This window comes from Pelomonas nitida (assembly GCF_043555975.1).
GTDB lineage: Bacteria > Pseudomonadota > Gammaproteobacteria > Burkholderiales > Burkholderiaceae_C > Pelomonas > Pelomonas nitida.
Window position 1 is genome coordinate 47,805 of record NZ_JBIGIA010000020.1, and the last position, 15,004, is coordinate 62,808.

14 protein-coding genes are annotated in these 15,004 nt (G+C 70.5%); 8 read left to right on the forward strand and 6 right to left on the reverse strand.

The features are described from left to right. Positions 1 to 235: 235 nt before the first annotated feature. Positions 236 to 469 carry a DUF2805 domain-containing protein gene (locus ACG00X_RS20915; protein ID WP_394491154.1) on the reverse strand — a complete coding sequence of 78 codons (234 nt, stop codon included), beginning with the start codon at positions 467 to 469 and terminating at the stop codon, positions 236 to 238. Positions 470 to 609: 140 nt separating this feature from the next. Here ACG00X_RS20915 and ACG00X_RS20920 point away from each other — a divergent pair, with 140 nt between their 5' ends. Further along, positions 610 to 1,362, forward strand: a complete 753-nt coding sequence (locus ACG00X_RS20920; protein ID WP_394491156.1) for an esterase/lipase family protein — start codon at positions 610 to 612, stop codon at positions 1,360 to 1,362. Beyond that, positions 1,359 to 3,134: a RecQ family ATP-dependent DNA helicase gene (locus ACG00X_RS20925; RefSeq protein WP_394491158.1), complete on the forward strand. Its 1,776-nt coding sequence runs from the start codon at positions 1,359 to 1,361 to the stop codon at positions 3,132 to 3,134. The genes ACG00X_RS20920 and ACG00X_RS20925 overlap by 4 nt, the downstream gene beginning before the upstream one ends. A 22-nt stretch (positions 3,135 to 3,156) precedes the next feature. Here ACG00X_RS20925 and ACG00X_RS20930 read toward each other — a convergent pair whose 3' ends face one another. Both ACG00X_RS20930 and ACG00X_RS20935 read right to left on the reverse strand, forming a co-directional pair. Continuing rightward, positions 3,157 to 5,202 carry a M13 family metallopeptidase gene (locus ACG00X_RS20930; RefSeq protein ID WP_394491160.1) on the reverse strand — a complete coding sequence of 682 codons (2,046 nt, stop codon included), beginning with the start codon at positions 5,200 to 5,202 and terminating at the stop codon, positions 3,157 to 3,159. A 93-nt stretch (positions 5,203 to 5,295) separates the two neighbouring features. Next, positions 5,296 to 5,862, reverse strand: a complete 567-nt coding sequence (locus tag ACG00X_RS20935) for a YdeI/OmpD-associated family protein (protein WP_394491162.1) — start codon at positions 5,860 to 5,862, stop codon at positions 5,296 to 5,298. A gap of 34 nt (positions 5,863 to 5,896) precedes the next feature. Between ACG00X_RS20935 and ACG00X_RS20940 the strand changes: the two genes are divergently transcribed. After that, complete coding sequence (locus ACG00X_RS20940) at positions 5,897 to 6,829, forward strand: NAD(P)-dependent oxidoreductase (protein ID WP_394491164.1); 933 nt, start codon at positions 5,897 to 5,899, stop codon at positions 6,827 to 6,829. Positions 6,830 to 6,832: 3 nt separating this feature from the next. Here ACG00X_RS20940 and ACG00X_RS20945 read toward each other — a convergent pair whose 3' ends face one another. Together ACG00X_RS20945 and ACG00X_RS20950 are read right to left on the reverse strand one after the other, a co-directional pair. Continuing rightward, positions 6,833 to 7,063 (reverse strand): hypothetical protein, encoded by a 231-nt coding sequence (locus ACG00X_RS20945; protein WP_394491166.1) that lies wholly within the window; start codon positions 7,061 to 7,063, stop codon positions 6,833 to 6,835. Between the two features lie 205 nt (positions 7,064 to 7,268). Beyond that, positions 7,269 to 7,832 carry a helix-turn-helix transcriptional regulator gene (locus tag ACG00X_RS20950; protein ID WP_394491168.1) on the reverse strand — a complete coding sequence of 188 codons (564 nt, stop codon included), beginning with the start codon at positions 7,830 to 7,832 and terminating at the stop codon, positions 7,269 to 7,271. A gap of 17 nt (positions 7,833 to 7,849) precedes the next feature. Between ACG00X_RS20950 and ACG00X_RS20955 the strand changes: the two genes are divergently transcribed. Beyond that, positions 7,850 to 9,043: an MFS transporter gene (locus ACG00X_RS20955; protein ID WP_394491170.1), complete on the forward strand. Its 1,194-nt coding sequence runs from the start codon at positions 7,850 to 7,852 to the stop codon at positions 9,041 to 9,043. Here ACG00X_RS20955 and bfr read toward each other — a convergent pair. Further along, positions 8,988 to 9,464: a bacterioferritin gene (bfr, locus tag ACG00X_RS20960; RefSeq protein ID WP_394491172.1), complete on the reverse strand. Its 477-nt coding sequence runs from the start codon at positions 9,462 to 9,464 to the stop codon at positions 8,988 to 8,990. The genes ACG00X_RS20955 and bfr overlap by 56 nt on opposite strands. A gap of 106 nt (positions 9,465 to 9,570) precedes the next feature. Here bfr and ACG00X_RS20965 point away from each other — a divergent pair, with 106 nt between their 5' ends. From ACG00X_RS20965 to ACG00X_RS20980, 4 genes are all read left to right on the forward strand, one after another. Then, a complete protein-coding gene (locus ACG00X_RS20965) occupies positions 9,571 to 9,792 on the forward strand; it encodes a (2Fe-2S)-binding protein (protein ID WP_394491174.1) in 222 nt (73 codons plus the stop codon). A 180-nt stretch (positions 9,793 to 9,972) separates the two neighbouring features. Next, positions 9,973 to 10,188 (forward strand): cold-shock protein, encoded by a 216-nt coding sequence (locus ACG00X_RS20970; protein ID WP_394491176.1) that lies wholly within the window; start codon positions 9,973 to 9,975, stop codon positions 10,186 to 10,188. An 84-nt stretch (positions 10,189 to 10,272) separates the two neighbouring features. Beyond that, on the forward strand, positions 10,273 to 12,570 hold the full coding sequence (locus ACG00X_RS20975; protein ID WP_394491178.1) for a YgiQ family radical SAM protein: 2,298 nt from the start codon (positions 10,273 to 10,275) through the stop codon (positions 12,568 to 12,570). Between the two features lie 105 nt (positions 12,571 to 12,675). Next, positions 12,676 to 14,889, forward strand: coding sequence for a putative bifunctional diguanylate cyclase/phosphodiesterase (locus tag ACG00X_RS20980; RefSeq protein WP_394491180.1), 2,214 nt, complete (start codon positions 12,676 to 12,678; stop codon positions 14,887 to 14,889). Positions 14,890 to 15,004: the final 115 nt, after the last annotated feature.

Consider the following 15,004-nt stretch of genomic DNA (forward strand, 5'->3'; position numbering starts at 1 on the left):
GAGCTGGGGTTCATTTCATGCTATGGGGCCGACTGATCCGCGACTAATCACATTTTTGGCCCTGTCGATGCCGCTTTGGGCATCGGCGCCTCGGGAAAGCCCGTGAGCGCTCCGGGGTTAGGGCCCGATTGGCTGGATGCCCCTGCAGCGACGGGCGCAGGCAGGCACACGGCGCCGTTGTCGACGCCGTGCAACAGCACGTGTAGTGGGGCGCCGAGCGGCCGGCGCCGGGCGTTCAGCGGCCGTGCGGCCAGGTCGCCTTGGACGTCGGTCCCTTGACCGTCTTGCCCCGCGCGGCCCAGAGCTTGTAGGCGGCCGGTGTCAGCTCGCGCTTGAGCAGCGCGACCAGCTCGCCGTGGCCGATGCCGTGCTCGCGCAACACCTGGCCATAGGGCGGCTTGTCTTCCCAGGCCGTCGCGATGACGCGCTTGATCTCTTCGGGGCTGAGGCGGGGTGCGGACTTGGCCATGCCGGCATTGTCCCCCGGGAGGCTGCGCAGCGACACCGTTTGTCCTACAGCCGCTGTGGCGCCACGCTGGCACCGCCGGGCCAGGCGTGGCGCCAGCATCGACGCACCTTTCGACCCCTGCACGGCTCTGCCGCACGGCCATGACCTCCCCATCGTCACTCCCCCTGATCGCCCCGCCCGCCGCGCCGCACCGCCGGCCGGCGCTGTCGCTGCTGGCCACGGAGCCGGCGCGTGCCGTGCTGGAGGCGCTGCAGGCGTTGGCCCGATGGCGCACCGCGCCCGAGCCGCTCGGCGAGGGCCGCACGGTGGTGCTGTTCCCCGGCCTGGGCACCGACGGCGCGACGCTGTGGCCGCTGCGCCGTCACCTGGAGCGCGCCGGCTACCGTGCGCTGGACTGGGGCCAGGGGCTCAACTCCGGGCCCAAGGGCGATGTGGACGAATGGCTGGATCGCCTCGCCGAGGCCGTGCATGAGCGCGTGGCGCCGTCGCGCGAGGTCAGTCTCGTCGGCTGGAGCCTGGGCGGCTTCTACGCCCGCGAGCTGGCCAAGCGCTGGCCCGACCGCGTTCAGCACGTCATCACCATCGGCACGCCGTTCGCCGGCAGCGTGGACGACACCCATGTGGGCTGGCTGTTCCGCCTGCTCAACGGCCGCCGCGCGCAGGAGCATGCCGCGCTGCGCGAGCGCCTGGCCGAGCCGCCGCCGGTGCCGACGGTATCGCTCTACAGCCGCCGCGACGGCATCGTCGCCTGGCAGGCCTGCACGCATGACCGCGCATGGCCGTTGGCGCGCGACATCGAGGTGCAGGCCAGCCACATCGGCATGGGCTGGGCGCCCGAGGTGCTGGACCGCGTGACCCGCGTGCTGGCCTGCCGCCGTGGGGCGGGCGCATGAGCGCCGCCGCCACCTGGCCGGGCCGCGCCGGCCCGCGCGAAGACTCGCCCCGCCCCGCACCGCCGGCAGAACAGCTGCCGCCGCGCCAGCCCGTCACGCCGGCCCGCCTGCGCGGCACGCTGAAGCGGGTGTTCGGCCTGCGCACGCTGCGGCCGGGCCAGGGCGAGGTCATCGCCCGGGTGCTGCAGGGCCACAGCACGCTGGCCGTCATGCCCACCGGCGCCGGCAAGTCGCTGTGCTATCAGCTGCCTGCCGTGCTGGGCGACGCGCTGACGGTCGTCATCTCGCCGCTCATCGCACTGATGAAAGACCAATGCGACACGCTCAACGAGCGGGGCATTGCGGCCGTGCAGCTGCACTCGGCGCTGGACGCCAACCGCCGCCTAGAGAACGAGGCGCTGCTGACGCGCGGCGCCGTACGCATCGTGTTCACGACGCCCGAGCGCCTGGCCGACGCGCGCACGCTGGGCCTGCTGCAGGAGCAGCGCGTGAGCCTGCTGGTGGTGGACGAGGCGCACTGCATCTCGCAATGGGGGCACGACTTCCGCCCCGCGTTCGGCGCGCTGCGCGACGCCCGCCGCGCGCTCGGCCGCCCGCCCGTGCTGGCCCTGACGGCCACCGCGCCGCTGCCGGTGCAGCGCGACATTGCCCAGGCGCTGGGCATCCCGCGCGACGGCATCCTCAGCCACGGCGTCTACCGGCCCAACCTGCGGCTGGCGGTGGAGCTGCCGCAGACCGAGGCCGAGCGCCGCGCCTGCATCCAGCGGCATCTGCAGGGCCTGAGCGACCGGCCGGGCAGTGCCATCGTCTACTGCGCCACCGTGCGCGAGGCCACCGCGCTGCACCAGCAACTGCGCGGCGCCGACATCGCCGCGGGCCTGTACCACGGCAAGCTGCCGGCGGCCGAGCGCAGCGCGGCGCAAGAGGCCTTCATGCGCAACGAGCACCGCGTCATGGTGGCCACCAATGCGTTCGGCATGGGCATCGACAAGCCCGACATCCGCCTCGTGCTGCATGCGCAGATGCCGGCCAGCATCGAGGCCTATGTGCAGGAATGCGGCCGCGCGGGCCGCGATGGCGAGCCGGCCGACTGCGTGCTGCTGTTCCGCGAAGGCGACCGCGCGCTGCAGCAGTTCTTTGCGGGTGGCCAGGCGCCGACGCGCGAAGAGCTGGGCAGCGTCTGGCAGGCGCTCGTCAGCCACACGCCGCAGGGCGGTTGGTTGCCCGCCGCACTGGCCGAGTGGGCCCGGCTGCCGCAGCGCCGGCTGGATCAGGTGCTGGCCACGTTGCGCTCGGTGCGCGCCATCCGCGCCGTGGGTGGGCGCGACGCCACCGGCCTGCGCCCGGCCACGCGCCGCGGGGCCGATGCCGTCATCGACGCCGCCCAGGCCGCCGCGCAGCAGCGCCAGCAGCACGACCGCGATGGCCTCGCGGCCATGGTGCTCTATGCCAAGGCCGGCAGCTGCCGCTGGGCCGGCGTGCTCGCGCATTTCGGCGAGGCGCTGGACGACGGCGCTGCGCGCTGCGGCCATTGCGACAGCTGCGCCCGCTTCGAGCGGCTGCTGGCCCAAGACACGCAGCCCGCCGCGCCGGCCAGCCCGTTGTCCAAGGCGCAGGGGCCGGCGTTCGAGCCGGGCCAGCGCGTGCGCGTGCGGCGTTTCGGCTGGGGGCTGGTCATCGCCAGCGCGACGGACGCGGTGCGCATCGCGTTCCCGCGCCACGGCGAACGCGACATCCACCCCGACTTCGTGCTGGCCACGGGCCGGGGCTGAACCCGCGGCCCGCGCCGCGCCGTCACCAGACCTTGCAGTGCTGCCCGGCGGGCTTCACGAGCTTGGCGCCCGGCTTGCACGCGAAGGCCTGCTCGAACTCGGGCATGTTGACGACGACGCCGTTGATGCGCCAGCGGGCCGGCGAGTGCGGGTCCACCTTGGCCTGCACGCGCAGCGCCTCGGGGCGGGCATCGGCGCAGTCCCATTGCGCGAAGCCGACGAAGAAGCGCTGCTCCGGCGTCAGGCCGTCACGGCTCTCGCCCGGCTTGCCCTGCATGTGCGCCTTCCACGCCTCCCACGCGAGGATGAGGCCGCCCAGGTCCGCCAGGTCTTCGCCCAGCGTGAGGCGGGCGTTGATCTTGATGTCGTCGACGACGGTGTAGCCGGCGTACTGGTTCACGACGCAGGCCGCGCGCTTCTCGAACTCCTGGCCGTCCTTCTTCGTCCACCAGCTCTTCAGGTTGCCCTGCGCGTCGAACTGCCGGCCCTCGTCGTCGAAGCCGTGCGTGAGCTCATGGCCGATGGTGCCGCCCGTGTTGCCGTAGTTGGGCGCCTCGTCCATCTTCGTGTCGTACAGCGGTGGCTGCAGCACGCCGGCCGGGAAGTTGATGTCGTTCATCTGCGCGTCGTAGTAGGCGTTGACGGTCTGCGGCGTCATGCTCCACTCGCCGCGGTCCAGCGGTTGGCCGATCTTGGCCAGGCGGCGCCGCGCCTCGAATGCGTTGCCGCGCATGACGTTGCCGAGGAAGTCGCCACGGCGCACGTCGAAGGCCGTGTAGTCGCGCCAGCGCTCGGGGTAGCCGACCTTGTTGACGATAGCCTTGAGCTTCTCGTGCGCGCGCGCCTTGGTCGGCGGGCTCATCCACGCGAGGCTGTCGATGGAGCGCGCCATCGCGGCCTCGATCTCGTCGGTCATCTGCACCGTCGCGGCCTTGAGTTCGGGCGTGAAGTTGCGCGCCACGAACTCCTGGCCCAGCGCCTCGCCCAGCTGCACGTCGACCAGCTGCACGCAGCGCTTCCAGCGCGCCTTGAGCTGGGGCGTGCCGGTCAGCGTGCGGCCGTAGAAGTCGAAGTTGGCCTGCACGAAGCCGTCGTCCAGCGCGGGGCTCAGGCTGCTGGCGAGCTGCCAGCGCAGATAGGTCTTCACGTCGCTCAGGCTCATGGCCTGCAGGCGCTTGCCCAGCGCCTTGAAGAACGCCGGCTCGGTGACGTTGTAGCGCGCATGCCAGGGCGCGGTGCCCAGCGCCGCCTGATAGCCGGCCCAGTCGAAGCCGGGCATCAAGGCCTTGAGGCCTGCAGCGTCGACGACGTGGAAGGTCTTGTACGGGTCGCGCTTGTCGACCTTGCTGAGCGACGCCCGCGCCAGCGCCGTCTCCGTCGCCAGCACGTTGCGCGCGGCCGCGCGGGCTGCGGCGGGCGCGTCGCCCAGCAGCGTGAACAGCTGCGCCACATGCGCCTCATAGGCCGTGCGGATCTTCAGCGTCTTGGCGTCGCGCTTGAGGTAGTAGTCGCGGTCCGGCAGGCCCAGGCCGCCGGCGTAGGCAAAGGCGATCTGGCGCGTGGCGTCGGCGAAGTCCTGACCGGCGCTGAAGCCGAAGAACAGCCGCTCGTTGCCGGCGGCCAGCTGCAGCTCGGCCAGCAGCGCGGGCAGCTCGCGCTTGTCCTTGAGGGCGTCGATGTGCGCGAGCAGCGGCTGCAGCCCCTTCAGGCCGGCGGCCTGCGCGGCCCCCTCGTCCATGCAACTGGCGAAGTAGTCGCCCAGCTTGGCCTGCGTGGCGCTGCGCTCGCTGCCGGCGTCGCCGAGCTTGTTCAGCACGCCCCACAGGTAGCGCTGGTTCTCGTTGGCCATCTTGGCGTAGACGGACCAGCGGGACTGGTCGGCCGGGATGGGGTTGGACTTGCTCCACGCGCCGCAGGCGAAGCGGTAGAGGTCGTCGCAGGGGTCGGCGCTGCGGTCCATGGCCGCGACATCCAGGCTGGGCGTGTAGGGCAGTGCGTCGAGCGGGGTTTCGTCGGCCGCGTGCGCGAAGGTCGCGGCCAGCAGCAGGGGCAACAGGAGTCGTTTCATCAGAGGGACGAGCCAATTTGAAGTGGCGCGATTGTGGGCGCTCGGGCGGCCCCATCTCTTTCCGCACCCCGTTTCGGCGCGGGCCCCGTGGGTTCAGGGAAACAGCCGCTCGCCGCTGGCCGCCGCGGCCATCACCTGATCCAGCCGCTTCTCGCGCGTGACGTCCTGCTTGGCGGCCAGGCACCAGCGCAGCATCTTGCGTTTCCAGCCGGGCGGCTGGGTCTCGAACCAGGCCAGCGCGGCCTGGTCGGCCGTGAAGCGCCGCGCCATCGCCGGCGTCAGCTCGGGTTCGCCGCTCTGCTCGTGCGTGTAGACGGCCGTTCGTGCGGCCGTGCGCTGGCCGAAAGCGGCCAGGCCTTTCGGCTGCATGCGGCCGGCCTCGGTCAGCGCGGCCACCCGGGCGACGTTGACGGCGCTCCAGATGGAGCCGGCACGACGTGGCGTGAAACGGATGGTGTAGCGGTGCTCGTCGACGCGGCGGCGCACGCCGTCGATCCAGCCCACGCACAGTGCCTCGTCCACCGACTGCGGCCAGGTCATGCTGGGCACGCCGGAGCCCACCTTGTGATAGCCCACCAGCAGTTCTTTGGCGCTGTCGGCATGGTCGGCCAGCCAGGCGCGGAAGTCCTCGGGCGTCGCGAAGTAGGTGGGTTCGGCCATGATGGGCGCATTCTGTCCCTGACCTGCTCCCGCCATGCTCACGCTGTTGCTTCTGATCCCGATCGCCGCCGAACACAAACCCCTGCTGCTGGAACGCTTTCGCGTCATCGACGCGCCGGACCCGGCGACGCGCGCCGCCGCCATCGCCACGCGGGCCGATGAGATCGACCTGGTGCTGACCAATGGCACCGTGGGCTTTAAGGCCGACGAGATCGCCGCGCTGCCGCGCCTGCGCCTGCTGGCGGCGCTGGGTGTCGGCCATGAAAACCTCGACCTGGCCGCCGCCCGCGCGCGCGGCGTGGCCGTGTGCAACGGGGCCGGCACCAACGACGACTGCGTGGCCGACCACGCCCTCGCGCTGCTGCTGGCCAGCGTGCGCGCGCTGCCGCAGCAGGGCGCGGCGCTGCGCGCCGGCATCTGGCGCGACGCGCTGCCGCTCTTTCCGCACTTCAACCGCCGCCGGCTGGGCATCATCGGCCTGGGCGCCATCGGCCAGAAGATCGCCCGCCGCGCTGCCGCCTTCGGCATGGTCATCGGCTATCACAACCGCCAGCCGCGCGCCGATGCAGGCGAGGCGGTCTATTTCGACAGCGTGGCCCGCCTGGCCGCCTGGGCGGACGACCTCGTCGTCGCCACGCCCGGCGGCGCCGCCACGCGCCACATCGTCAACGCCGAGGTGCTGACGGCGCTGGGCAGTGGCGGCCATGTCGTCAACGTGGCCCGCGGTAGTTGCGTCGATACCGCCGCGCTGGCGGCGGCCTTGCGCGACGGCCGCATCGCTGGCGCGGCGCTGGACGTCTACGAAAGCGAACCCCGCCCCCCGGCCGAGCTGGTCGGGCTGGACAACGTCATCCTCACGCCGCACGTGGCCGGCTGGTCGCCCCAGTCCATCGAAGCCTCGGTCATGAACTTCGTGGCCAACGTCGAGGCGCTCGCCCGGGGCGAGCCGCTGCCCACGCCGCTCTGAGCGTTAGCCCTGGCCGCGCCGCTCAACGAGCCGCGTCTCCGCCATGGGCCCGTAGAACCCCCGGCCGCCGGCGTCCAGCGCGGCCTCGATGGCCCAGCGTGGCAGGGGCTGCGGCAAGCTGGGGTCGGCGGGCGCCGGCAGGCGATCCGGTGACGAGTTGGCGTCGGCGGCGTGGTCGGCCACGTGCGAGGCTGGCAGGAGGGCAGGGTGCAGGCGGCGGGGTGCGGGTGTCATGGCGACGCTCCGGGCAACAGGCTGCATCAACAGACGCCAGTCGCCGTTGGGCAGCGACAGGGCACGCGGGCCGGCAGGCCACCACAGCCAGGCCGCACCGTGGCGCCGCGACGTCGGAATAATTCATGCCTTGTGCCCGGCAGCCGGCGCTCGCTAGATTGGCGCCGTGCGCCACGACCACCACCTCCCGCCCCGCCTCGGCCGCTCAGGCGCCGACGTTCTCCGTCAACCTGACGAAGCTGCCATCAGACAGCTGCAACCGCACCCACCGCATGCGGCTGCGCTCGATGGGCATCTCCTGGTCGATGGCGGCCTCGGTGTCGAACTCCACGGCTGCCGGCCCGGGCTCGTACCAACCCAGCTCGTCCAGCCGCGCCTCATGCGCCACGATCTGCGGTGTGGCGTAGCACCACAGCGGGCGGCCGATCAGCGTCGAGCCTGGCACCCGGCACACCCGCTCGCGCGGGCGGGACAGCGCCAGCAGCCGGTGGCTGAAATCGCAGATCAGGTGCATGGGCGTGCCCGCGCCGGCCACCATGCGCGCCAGCGCGAAGTCGGCCGCACTGTCCAGGCGCGCCGCCAGCAGGGCGCGCAAGGCCTGCTGCTCGTGCAGCGACGGCGCCAGCTGCCCGCTCTCCCAGCGCGACACGGTCGTCTGCGACACGCCCACCATGGTCGCCACCGCCTCCTGCTTGAGGCGCCGCAGCGACCGCCACAGCCGCAGGCTGCGGCCGATCTGGCGGGTGTCGGGCAAGTGGGCGTGGTTCATCCGGGGCGGGCCGCATCATGACGGCGTGGCCGCGCATTTTCGTCTACTACCTGTGCGGTGTTTTCGCGGCCGCGCAGCTGGGCAAGCTCGCCGCGCTGGCGCCGCTGATCTCGCGTGACCTGCATCTCGGGCTGGCCGCCATGGCCGCGCTGACCTCGCTGCTGGAGGTGAGCGGGGCGCTGCTGGGGGGGGCGGCGGGCCGTCATCTGCCCCGGTTCGGCCTGCAGCGCGGGCTGGCGTTCGCGATGCTCGCCCTGGCGCTGGGCGCGGGCGGGGCCGCGCTGGCGCAAGGGGTGCCGCTGGTGACCGTGGCGCGGCTGTGCGAGAGCCTGGGCTACCTCGTCACGGTGGTCGCGGCGCCGGTGCTGATCGCCACGGCGGCCCCGCCGCAGCGGCAGGCGGCGGCCATGACGCTGTGGAGCACCTTCGTGCCGGTGGGCATGGCTTTCGGCGCGTTTGCCTATGCGCAGGCGGCCGGGCTCAGCAACTGGCGCTGGGCACAGGGCCTGAGCGTGGCGGTCGGGCTGGCGCTCGCCGCGGGTCTGCTGGCGATGCAGGCCCACACCGAGCGTGCAGCCCCGCAGCCGCCCGCAGGGCCCACACCTGCCCTGCGGCAGCGGACCGGGGCGCCGCTGTGGCTGCTGGTGGCGTCGTTCGGCGTCTACGCGCTCGCTGAAGTGGGGCTGCTGGCGCTCATGCCCAGCCTGCTCACGCGTGCCGGGCTGCCACTGGCTGAGGCGGGTGCCTGGACGGCTGCCGCCGCGCTGGCCAATGTGCCGGCCAGCGTCATCGGCGCACGGCTCACGCGGCGCCCGGGCTTCGTGCCGCGCGCGCTGGTGTTGAGTCTGCTGGTGTCGGGGGCGCTGTACCCGCTGGCTTTCGCGTTCGGCGCGCCACCCGTGCAACTGGCCGTCGCGGCCGTCCTGACGAATCTTGCGTCTGGCGTGTTTGCCAGCCTCGTCTTTGCACTGCTGCCGCGCGTGGCCGGCAGCCCCGATCGCCTCAGCCTGGCCAGCGGCCGGCTCACGCAGTTCGGCGCCTCCGGCGCGCTGCTCGGGCCGCCGCTGATCGGCAGCATCGTTGAACGTGCGGGTTGGCAGGCGGCGGGGGCCACCTGCCTCGCCCTGTCCGCCGTCGCGGCGGGCCTGGCCTGGTTCAGCTCGCGTCGCCCATCTGCGACTGCAGATAGTTCTGCTCGCCAACCGTGTTGACCAGCTCCAGCTGGGTCTCGAGGTGGTCGATGTGCTCCTCGGTGTCGTCCAGGATCTGCACGAACAGCTCGCGGGAGACGTAATCACGCACTTGCTCGCAGTAGGCGACGGCGTCCTTCAGGTGCTGGTGCGAGGCCTTCTCGATGATCAGGTCGCAGCGCATCGTCTCGACGGCGTTCTCGCCGATGTAGAGCTTGCCGAGGTCCTGCAGGTTGGGCAGCCCCTCCAGCGTCAGCACGCGCTCGATGAGCTTGTCGGCGTGCTTCATCTCCTCGATGGACTCCTCGTACTCGTGCTTGGCCATCTTCATCAGGCCCCAGTTCTTCAGCATGCGGGCGTGCAGGAAATACTGGTTGATGGCCGTCAGTTCCAGCTTGAGCTGCGCGTTCAGGTGGACGAGGACTTGTGGATCGCCTTGCATGGGAATTCCAGGTTCGTGAAGTTAGGCGCGAGTATCCCCAGCGAAAGCCCCTCAGCAAAACCGCTCTTTTTGCAAATGAGACAGATTCGCATTAGACTTCCGTCCCATGATTGTCTGTGTCTGCCACCGTATCTCCGATCGCGACATCGCGATTGCCGCGTCCAGCGGCTGCCCGGATTTCGAGACCCTGCAGGATGACCTGCGGGTGGCGACGGCCTGTGGTGCCTGCCGGGATTGCGCTTGCGAAGTGTTCGACGAGAGCCGCATCAAGGGCGGTGCGCGGGCGCGCAACGCAGCGGTCGCCGTGCCGATGCTGATGCCGGCCTGAACGCCCGGCGAGCGGCTCGCTCAGGGAAACGCCCACGGGGCAGGCCGTGAACAGGCCCTAGAATCCACGCCTAGGCGCCAGGCAATGGCGCCATTTTTTTGTTGGTCCTCCCGCGGTTGTTGTGTTTTGCGCAGCTTCTTCAGGCTGGGCCACACAGCACGACAACTGCAAGGAAATTTCATGAGCACCCAGCAGACCGGCATCGTCAAATGGTTTGACGACGGCAAGGGCTACGGCTTCATCACCCCGGCCGACGGCAGCAAGGACCTCTTCGCTCACCACAGCGAAATCAAGAACAACGGCGGCTTCCGCACGCTGGCTGAAGGCGCCCAGGTCGAATTCGAAGTGAAGCAGGGCCCCAAGGGCCTGCAGGCCTCGAACATCCGCGCGCTGTAATTCACGCCCGGCTCCACGCCTAGAGCCCGCGCCTTGCGCGGGCTTTGTGCTTTCTGGGGGCCGTCCACCGACAATCGCCGTCTTATGTCCGCCCTACCTGTCGCCGCCCCGAAGGCCCTGACCGCCTACCGCCCGTTCTGGGCCAAGCGGTTCGGCCCCGCCCCGTTCCTGCCCATGAGCCGGCAGGAGATGGAGCAGCTCGGCTGGGATTCGTGCGACATCATCATCGTCACGGGCGATGCCTATGTCGACCACCCGAGCTTCGGCATGGCCGTCATCGGCCGCACGCTGGAGGCGCAGGGCTTTCGCGTCGGCATCATCGCGCAGCCGGACTGGAACAGCGCCGACGCCTTCAAGGCGCTGGGCAAGCCCAACCTGTTCTTCGGCGTCGCGGCGGGCAACATGGACTCCATGATCAACCGCTACACGGCTGATCGGAAAATCCGCAGTGACGACGTCTACACGCCCGGCGGCCAGGGCGGCAAGCGCCCCGACCGCGCGACGCTGGTCTACACGCAGCGCTGCCAGGAAGCGTTCAAGGACGTGCCCATCGTCATCGGTGGCATCGAGGCCTCGCTGCGGCGCATTGCGCACTACGACTACTGGCAGGACAAGGTGCGCCGCTCCGTGCTGGTGGACAGCAAGGCCGACCTGCTGGTCTACGGCAACGCCGAGCGCGCCATCGTCGAGATCGCCCATCGGCTGGCCCGCCGTGAGCCCATCGAAAGCCTGACCGACGTGCGCGGCACGGCCTTCATGCGGCGCGACGGCGACCCGTCGGCGGACGGCTGGTTCGAGCTGGACTCCACCGAGGTGGACCGCCCCGGCCGAATCGACGAGCTGATCAGCCCCTACCAGGAGATCAAGCAGGAGACCACCTGCTCGACCGCCGAGCCCGAAGCTGCGGCGGCGCCCAAGCCCATCACCATCCACAAGACCGGCCGCATCAGCATGCCGCCACGCGAGCGCACCGTCGTGCGCCTGCCCGACTACGAGGTGGTGAAGAGCGACCCGGTGCTCTACGCCCACGCCAACCGGGTGCTGCACCTGGAGACCAACCCCGGCAATGCGCGGGCGCTGGTGCAACGCTACGACTTCAACGGCATCCAGCGCGACCTCTGGATCAACCCGCCGCCGCTGCCGCTGTCCACGCCGGAGATGGACCACGTCTTCGACCTGCCCTATGCCCGCGCGCCGCACCCGAGCTACGCCGACGAGCACGGCAGCCACGACGGCGCGACCAAGATCCCGGCCTGGGAAATGATCCGCTTCAGCGTGAACATCATGCGTGGCTGCTTCGGCGGCTGCACCTTCTGCTCCATCACCGAGCACGAGGGCCGCATCATCCAGAGCCGCTCGGAAGACTCCGTGATCCGCGAGATCGAGGAGATGCGCGACAAGGTCAAGGGCTTCACCGGCATCGTGTCGGACCTGGGCGGCCCTACGGCCAACATGTACCGCATCGGCTGCAAGAGCCCCGAGATCGAGGCCGCCTGCCGCAAGCCCAGCTGCGTCTACCCGGGCATCTGCCCGAACCTGAACACCAGCCACGACCCGCTGATCAAGATGTACCGCCGTGCGCGCGCGCTGCCGGGCGTCAAGAAGATCCTCATCGGCTCCGGCCTGCGCTACGACCTGGCCGTGCAGTCGCCCGAGTACGTGAAGGAGCTGGTCACGCACCACGTGGGCGGCTACCTCAAGATCGCACCCGAGCACACCGAGAGCGGGCCGCTGTCCAAGATGATGAAGCCGGGCATCGGCACCTATGACCGCTTCAAGCAGATGTTCGAGGCGGCGAGTGCGGCGGCGGGCAAGAAGCAGTACCTGATCCCGTACTTCATCGCCGCCCACCCCGGCACCAGCGACGAGGACATGATGAACCTCGCCATCTGGCTGAAGAAGAACGGCTTCCGCGCCGACCAGGTGCAGACCTTCTACCCCAGCCCCATGGCCACGGCCACGGCGATGTACCACTCGGGGCGCAACCCGCTCAAGGGCATCAGCCGCGACGAGACACGCGGCGAGAAGGTCGACATCGTGCGAGGCGAGCGCCGCCGCCGGCTGCACAAGGCCTTCCTGCGCTACCACGACGCCAACAACTGGCCGCTGCTGCGCGAGGCGCTGAAGGCCATGGGCCGTGCCGACCTGATCGGCAACGGCAAGCACCACCTGATCCCGACCTACCAGCCGGCAACGGACGGCAGCTACGAGAGCGCGCGCCGCAAGAACTCGACGACGGCCAAGCCGGCGCCGCAGCCGTCGGCCGTGCCGCGCCAGGGCCGCCTGCTGACCCAGCACACCGGCCTGCCACCGCGCGTGACCGGGGCCGCCAGCGGGCCGCGCTCGGCCGGCGGACGTCCGGGCAAACCCGGTAAGCGCTGACCGTCGGGGGCGGGCTTATTGCCCGCAAGCCCGATGGCGACGGCGCAGCGGATGCACTACGCTTGCGTGTCCCGACCGACGGGCACGCTGCGCCGCCCCCGCCTCATGCATAAACCAGCGCCTGCTGACGACGACCTGCTCGAACTGCTCGACGAGCCCGAGCATGGGGACCTGGATCACCGTCTGCAAGACCGCCCCTGGCGGATCCTGATCGTCGATGACGACAGTGACGTCCACAAGGCGACCGAACTGGCCATGCAGGGCCTGACGGTCGAAGGGCAGCCGCTGGTCTTCCTGCACGCCACGTCGGCCGCCCAGGCCCGTCAGATGCTGGCCAGCGAAGCCGGCCTCGCCGTCGTGCTGCTGGACGTCGTCATGGAGAGCGAGGACGCCGGCCTGCAACTGGTGCGCCACATCCGCGAAGAGCTGCGCCTGAACGCGCTGCGCATCGTGCTGCGCACCGGCCAGCCCGGCTACGCCCCCGAGATCGAGACGGTGCAGGCCTATGACATCAACGACTACAAGACCAAGTCGGAGCTGACGCGCACGCGGCTCTACACGGTGCTGACCGCCGCCGTGCGCTCCTACCGCCAGATCTGCGCGCTGGAAGCCAACCGTCGCGGGCTGGAGATGATCGTCGAGAGCAGCACCTCGTTGTCGCGCATGCGCGGGCTGAGCCGCTTCGCCGAAGGCGTGGTCACGCAGCTGTGTGCGCTGCTGGGCATCCTGCCCGAGGGGCTGGTGTGCGCCCAGGTGGACGGCGAGGCGGCGAGCGAGGTGCGCATCGTCGCGGCGGCCGGTCAGTACAGCGGCCTCATCGACCGGCCACTGGCCCAGGTGCGCGTCCCCACCGTGCGGGAGCGGCTGGAGCGCTGCCTGCAGGAGCGGCACAGCCTCTACGACGACGGCACGGTGCTGTACTTCGGGCTCGGCCAGGGCCGCGCGATGGCGGCGCTGGTGGATGTGGGGCGCGAGCTCGGCGAGCTCGACCAGCAGCTGCTGCGCGCGTTCTGCTCCAACATCGCCGTCGGGTTCGAAAACGTCATCCTCTACAGCCAGCTGCTGGACCAGGCCTACAACGACCCGCTGCTGCGGCTGCCCAACCGCAACCGCTTCGTCGAGCTGCTCGACAAGAACCTGAAGGACCCGCAGGGCGTCACGCTGGCGCTGATCGACATCGACGATTTCTCCGACATCAACGATGCCTTCGGCCACCACTTCGGCGACCAGGTGCTGCAGGCCGTCGTGCAGCGGCTCGGCGACACATTGGGCCTGAGCACCGCGATGGCCCGCGTCGGCGCCGACACCTTCGGCGTGCTGGGCGAGCATGCCAAGGTCTGCCCGGAAAGCGTGCGGGTCGTCTTCGCCGAGCCGTTTGTCGTGGCCGGCGAGCGGCTGCAGCTGTCGGCCACCACCGGGCTGGTGCGGCTGGGCGAGTCCACGGCCGTCGGCTCGGAGCTGCTGCTGGATGCACAGATCGCGCTCAAGCGCGCCAAGCAGCACCAGCGCGGGTCATCCCAATATTTCTCCGCGGCCATGGGCAGCGATGCCCGTGAGCGCTTCAAGCTGCTCAAGGGCCTGCGCACCGGCTTCGAGGAGAGCCAGCTCTTCGTCGTCTACCAGCCGCAGGTGGACCTGGCCAGCGGCGCCGTCATCGGCGCCGAGGCGCTGCTGCGCTGGCGCACGGCCGAGAGCCGCTTCGTTGCGCCCGATCAGTTCATTCCGCTGGCCGAGCAGAGTGGCTTGATCATCCCCATCGGCGAATTCGTCGTGCGCACGGCCTGCCAGCAGCTGGCCAAGCTGCGCCGGCTGGGGCACGACGATTTCCGCATGGCCGTCAACATCTCGATGGCGCAGTTCCGCCACCCGGGGTTTCTCGACATGCTGTCGCGCGCGCTGAAGGATGCCGGCGTCGAGGGCCGGCACATGGAGCTCGAAATCACCGAGTCGATGGCCATGGACGATGCCGAGCTCGTGCTGCGCGTGCTGGCCGACATCAAGCGGCTGGGTTTCGGTGTCGCCATCGACGACTTCGGCACCGGCTTCTCGTCTCTGAGCCAGCTGCGCCAGCTGCAGGTGGACCGGCTGAAGATCGACCGGGCCTTCGTGCATGAGGCGCAGTCCTCGACGGCGGGCTCCACGATTGCGCAGATGGTCGTCAACCTCGGGCACGGCCTGGGGCTGACCGTCATCGCCGAAGGCATCGAGACCGAGGAACAGCGCCAGTACCTCATCGGCCTGGGCTGCCACGAGGGCCAGGGCTGGCTGTTCGCCAAGCCCATGCCGGCGGATCAGCTCGAGGCCTGGCTGAAGAAATGACGCCCCTCGCCCAATGCGCCGCGCTGAACGCGGGCGTATTGGACGGTCTTGCAGACCGCGCAGCCGGCAGAGCGGCCGCTCTTCGGCAGGCACAACAAGTCCTCAGGACTTGATG

What these genes read in the sequence shown, in the direction of transcription:
- ACG00X_RS20980 (WP_394491180.1), top strand. Translation starts at nt 12,676, where the DNA reads ATGCATAAACCAGCGCCTGCTGACGACGACCTGCTCGAACTGCTCGAC.
- ACG00X_RS20935 (WP_394491162.1), bottom strand. Translation starts at nt 5,862, where the DNA reads ATGGCCGAACCCACCTACTTCGCGACGCCCGAGGACTTCCGCGCCTGG.
- ACG00X_RS20930 (WP_394491160.1), bottom strand. Translation starts at nt 5,202, where the DNA reads ATGAAACGACTCCTGTTGCCCCTGCTGCTGGCCGCGACCTTCGCGCAC.
- ACG00X_RS20970 (WP_394491176.1), top strand. Translation starts at nt 9,973, where the DNA reads ATGAGCACCCAGCAGACCGGCATCGTCAAATGGTTTGACGACGGCAAG.
- ACG00X_RS20950 (WP_394491168.1), bottom strand. Translation starts at nt 7,832, where the DNA reads ATGAACCACGCCCACTTGCCCGACACCCGCCAGATCGGCCGCAGCCTG.
- ACG00X_RS20940 (WP_394491164.1), top strand. Translation starts at nt 5,897, where the DNA reads ATGCTCACGCTGTTGCTTCTGATCCCGATCGCCGCCGAACACAAACCC.
- ACG00X_RS20945 (WP_394491166.1), bottom strand. Translation starts at nt 7,063, where the DNA reads ATGACACCCGCACCCCGCCGCCTGCACCCTGCCCTCCTGCCAGCCTCG.
- ACG00X_RS20965 (WP_394491174.1), top strand. Translation starts at nt 9,571, where the DNA reads ATGATTGTCTGTGTCTGCCACCGTATCTCCGATCGCGACATCGCGATT.
- ACG00X_RS20915 (WP_394491154.1), bottom strand. Translation starts at nt 469, where the DNA reads ATGGCCAAGTCCGCACCCCGCCTCAGCCCCGAAGAGATCAAGCGCGTC.
- ACG00X_RS20925 (WP_394491158.1), top strand. Translation starts at nt 1,359, where the DNA reads ATGAGCGCCGCCGCCACCTGGCCGGGCCGCGCCGGCCCGCGCGAAGAC.
- ACG00X_RS20920 (WP_394491156.1), top strand. Translation starts at nt 610, where the DNA reads ATGACCTCCCCATCGTCACTCCCCCTGATCGCCCCGCCCGCCGCGCCG.
- ACG00X_RS20975 (WP_394491178.1), top strand. Translation starts at nt 10,273, where the DNA reads ATGTCCGCCCTACCTGTCGCCGCCCCGAAGGCCCTGACCGCCTACCGC.
- ACG00X_RS20955 (WP_394491170.1), top strand. Translation starts at nt 7,850, where the DNA reads ATGACGGCGTGGCCGCGCATTTTCGTCTACTACCTGTGCGGTGTTTTC.
- bfr (WP_394491172.1), bottom strand. Translation starts at nt 9,464, where the DNA reads ATGCAAGGCGATCCACAAGTCCTCGTCCACCTGAACGCGCAGCTCAAG.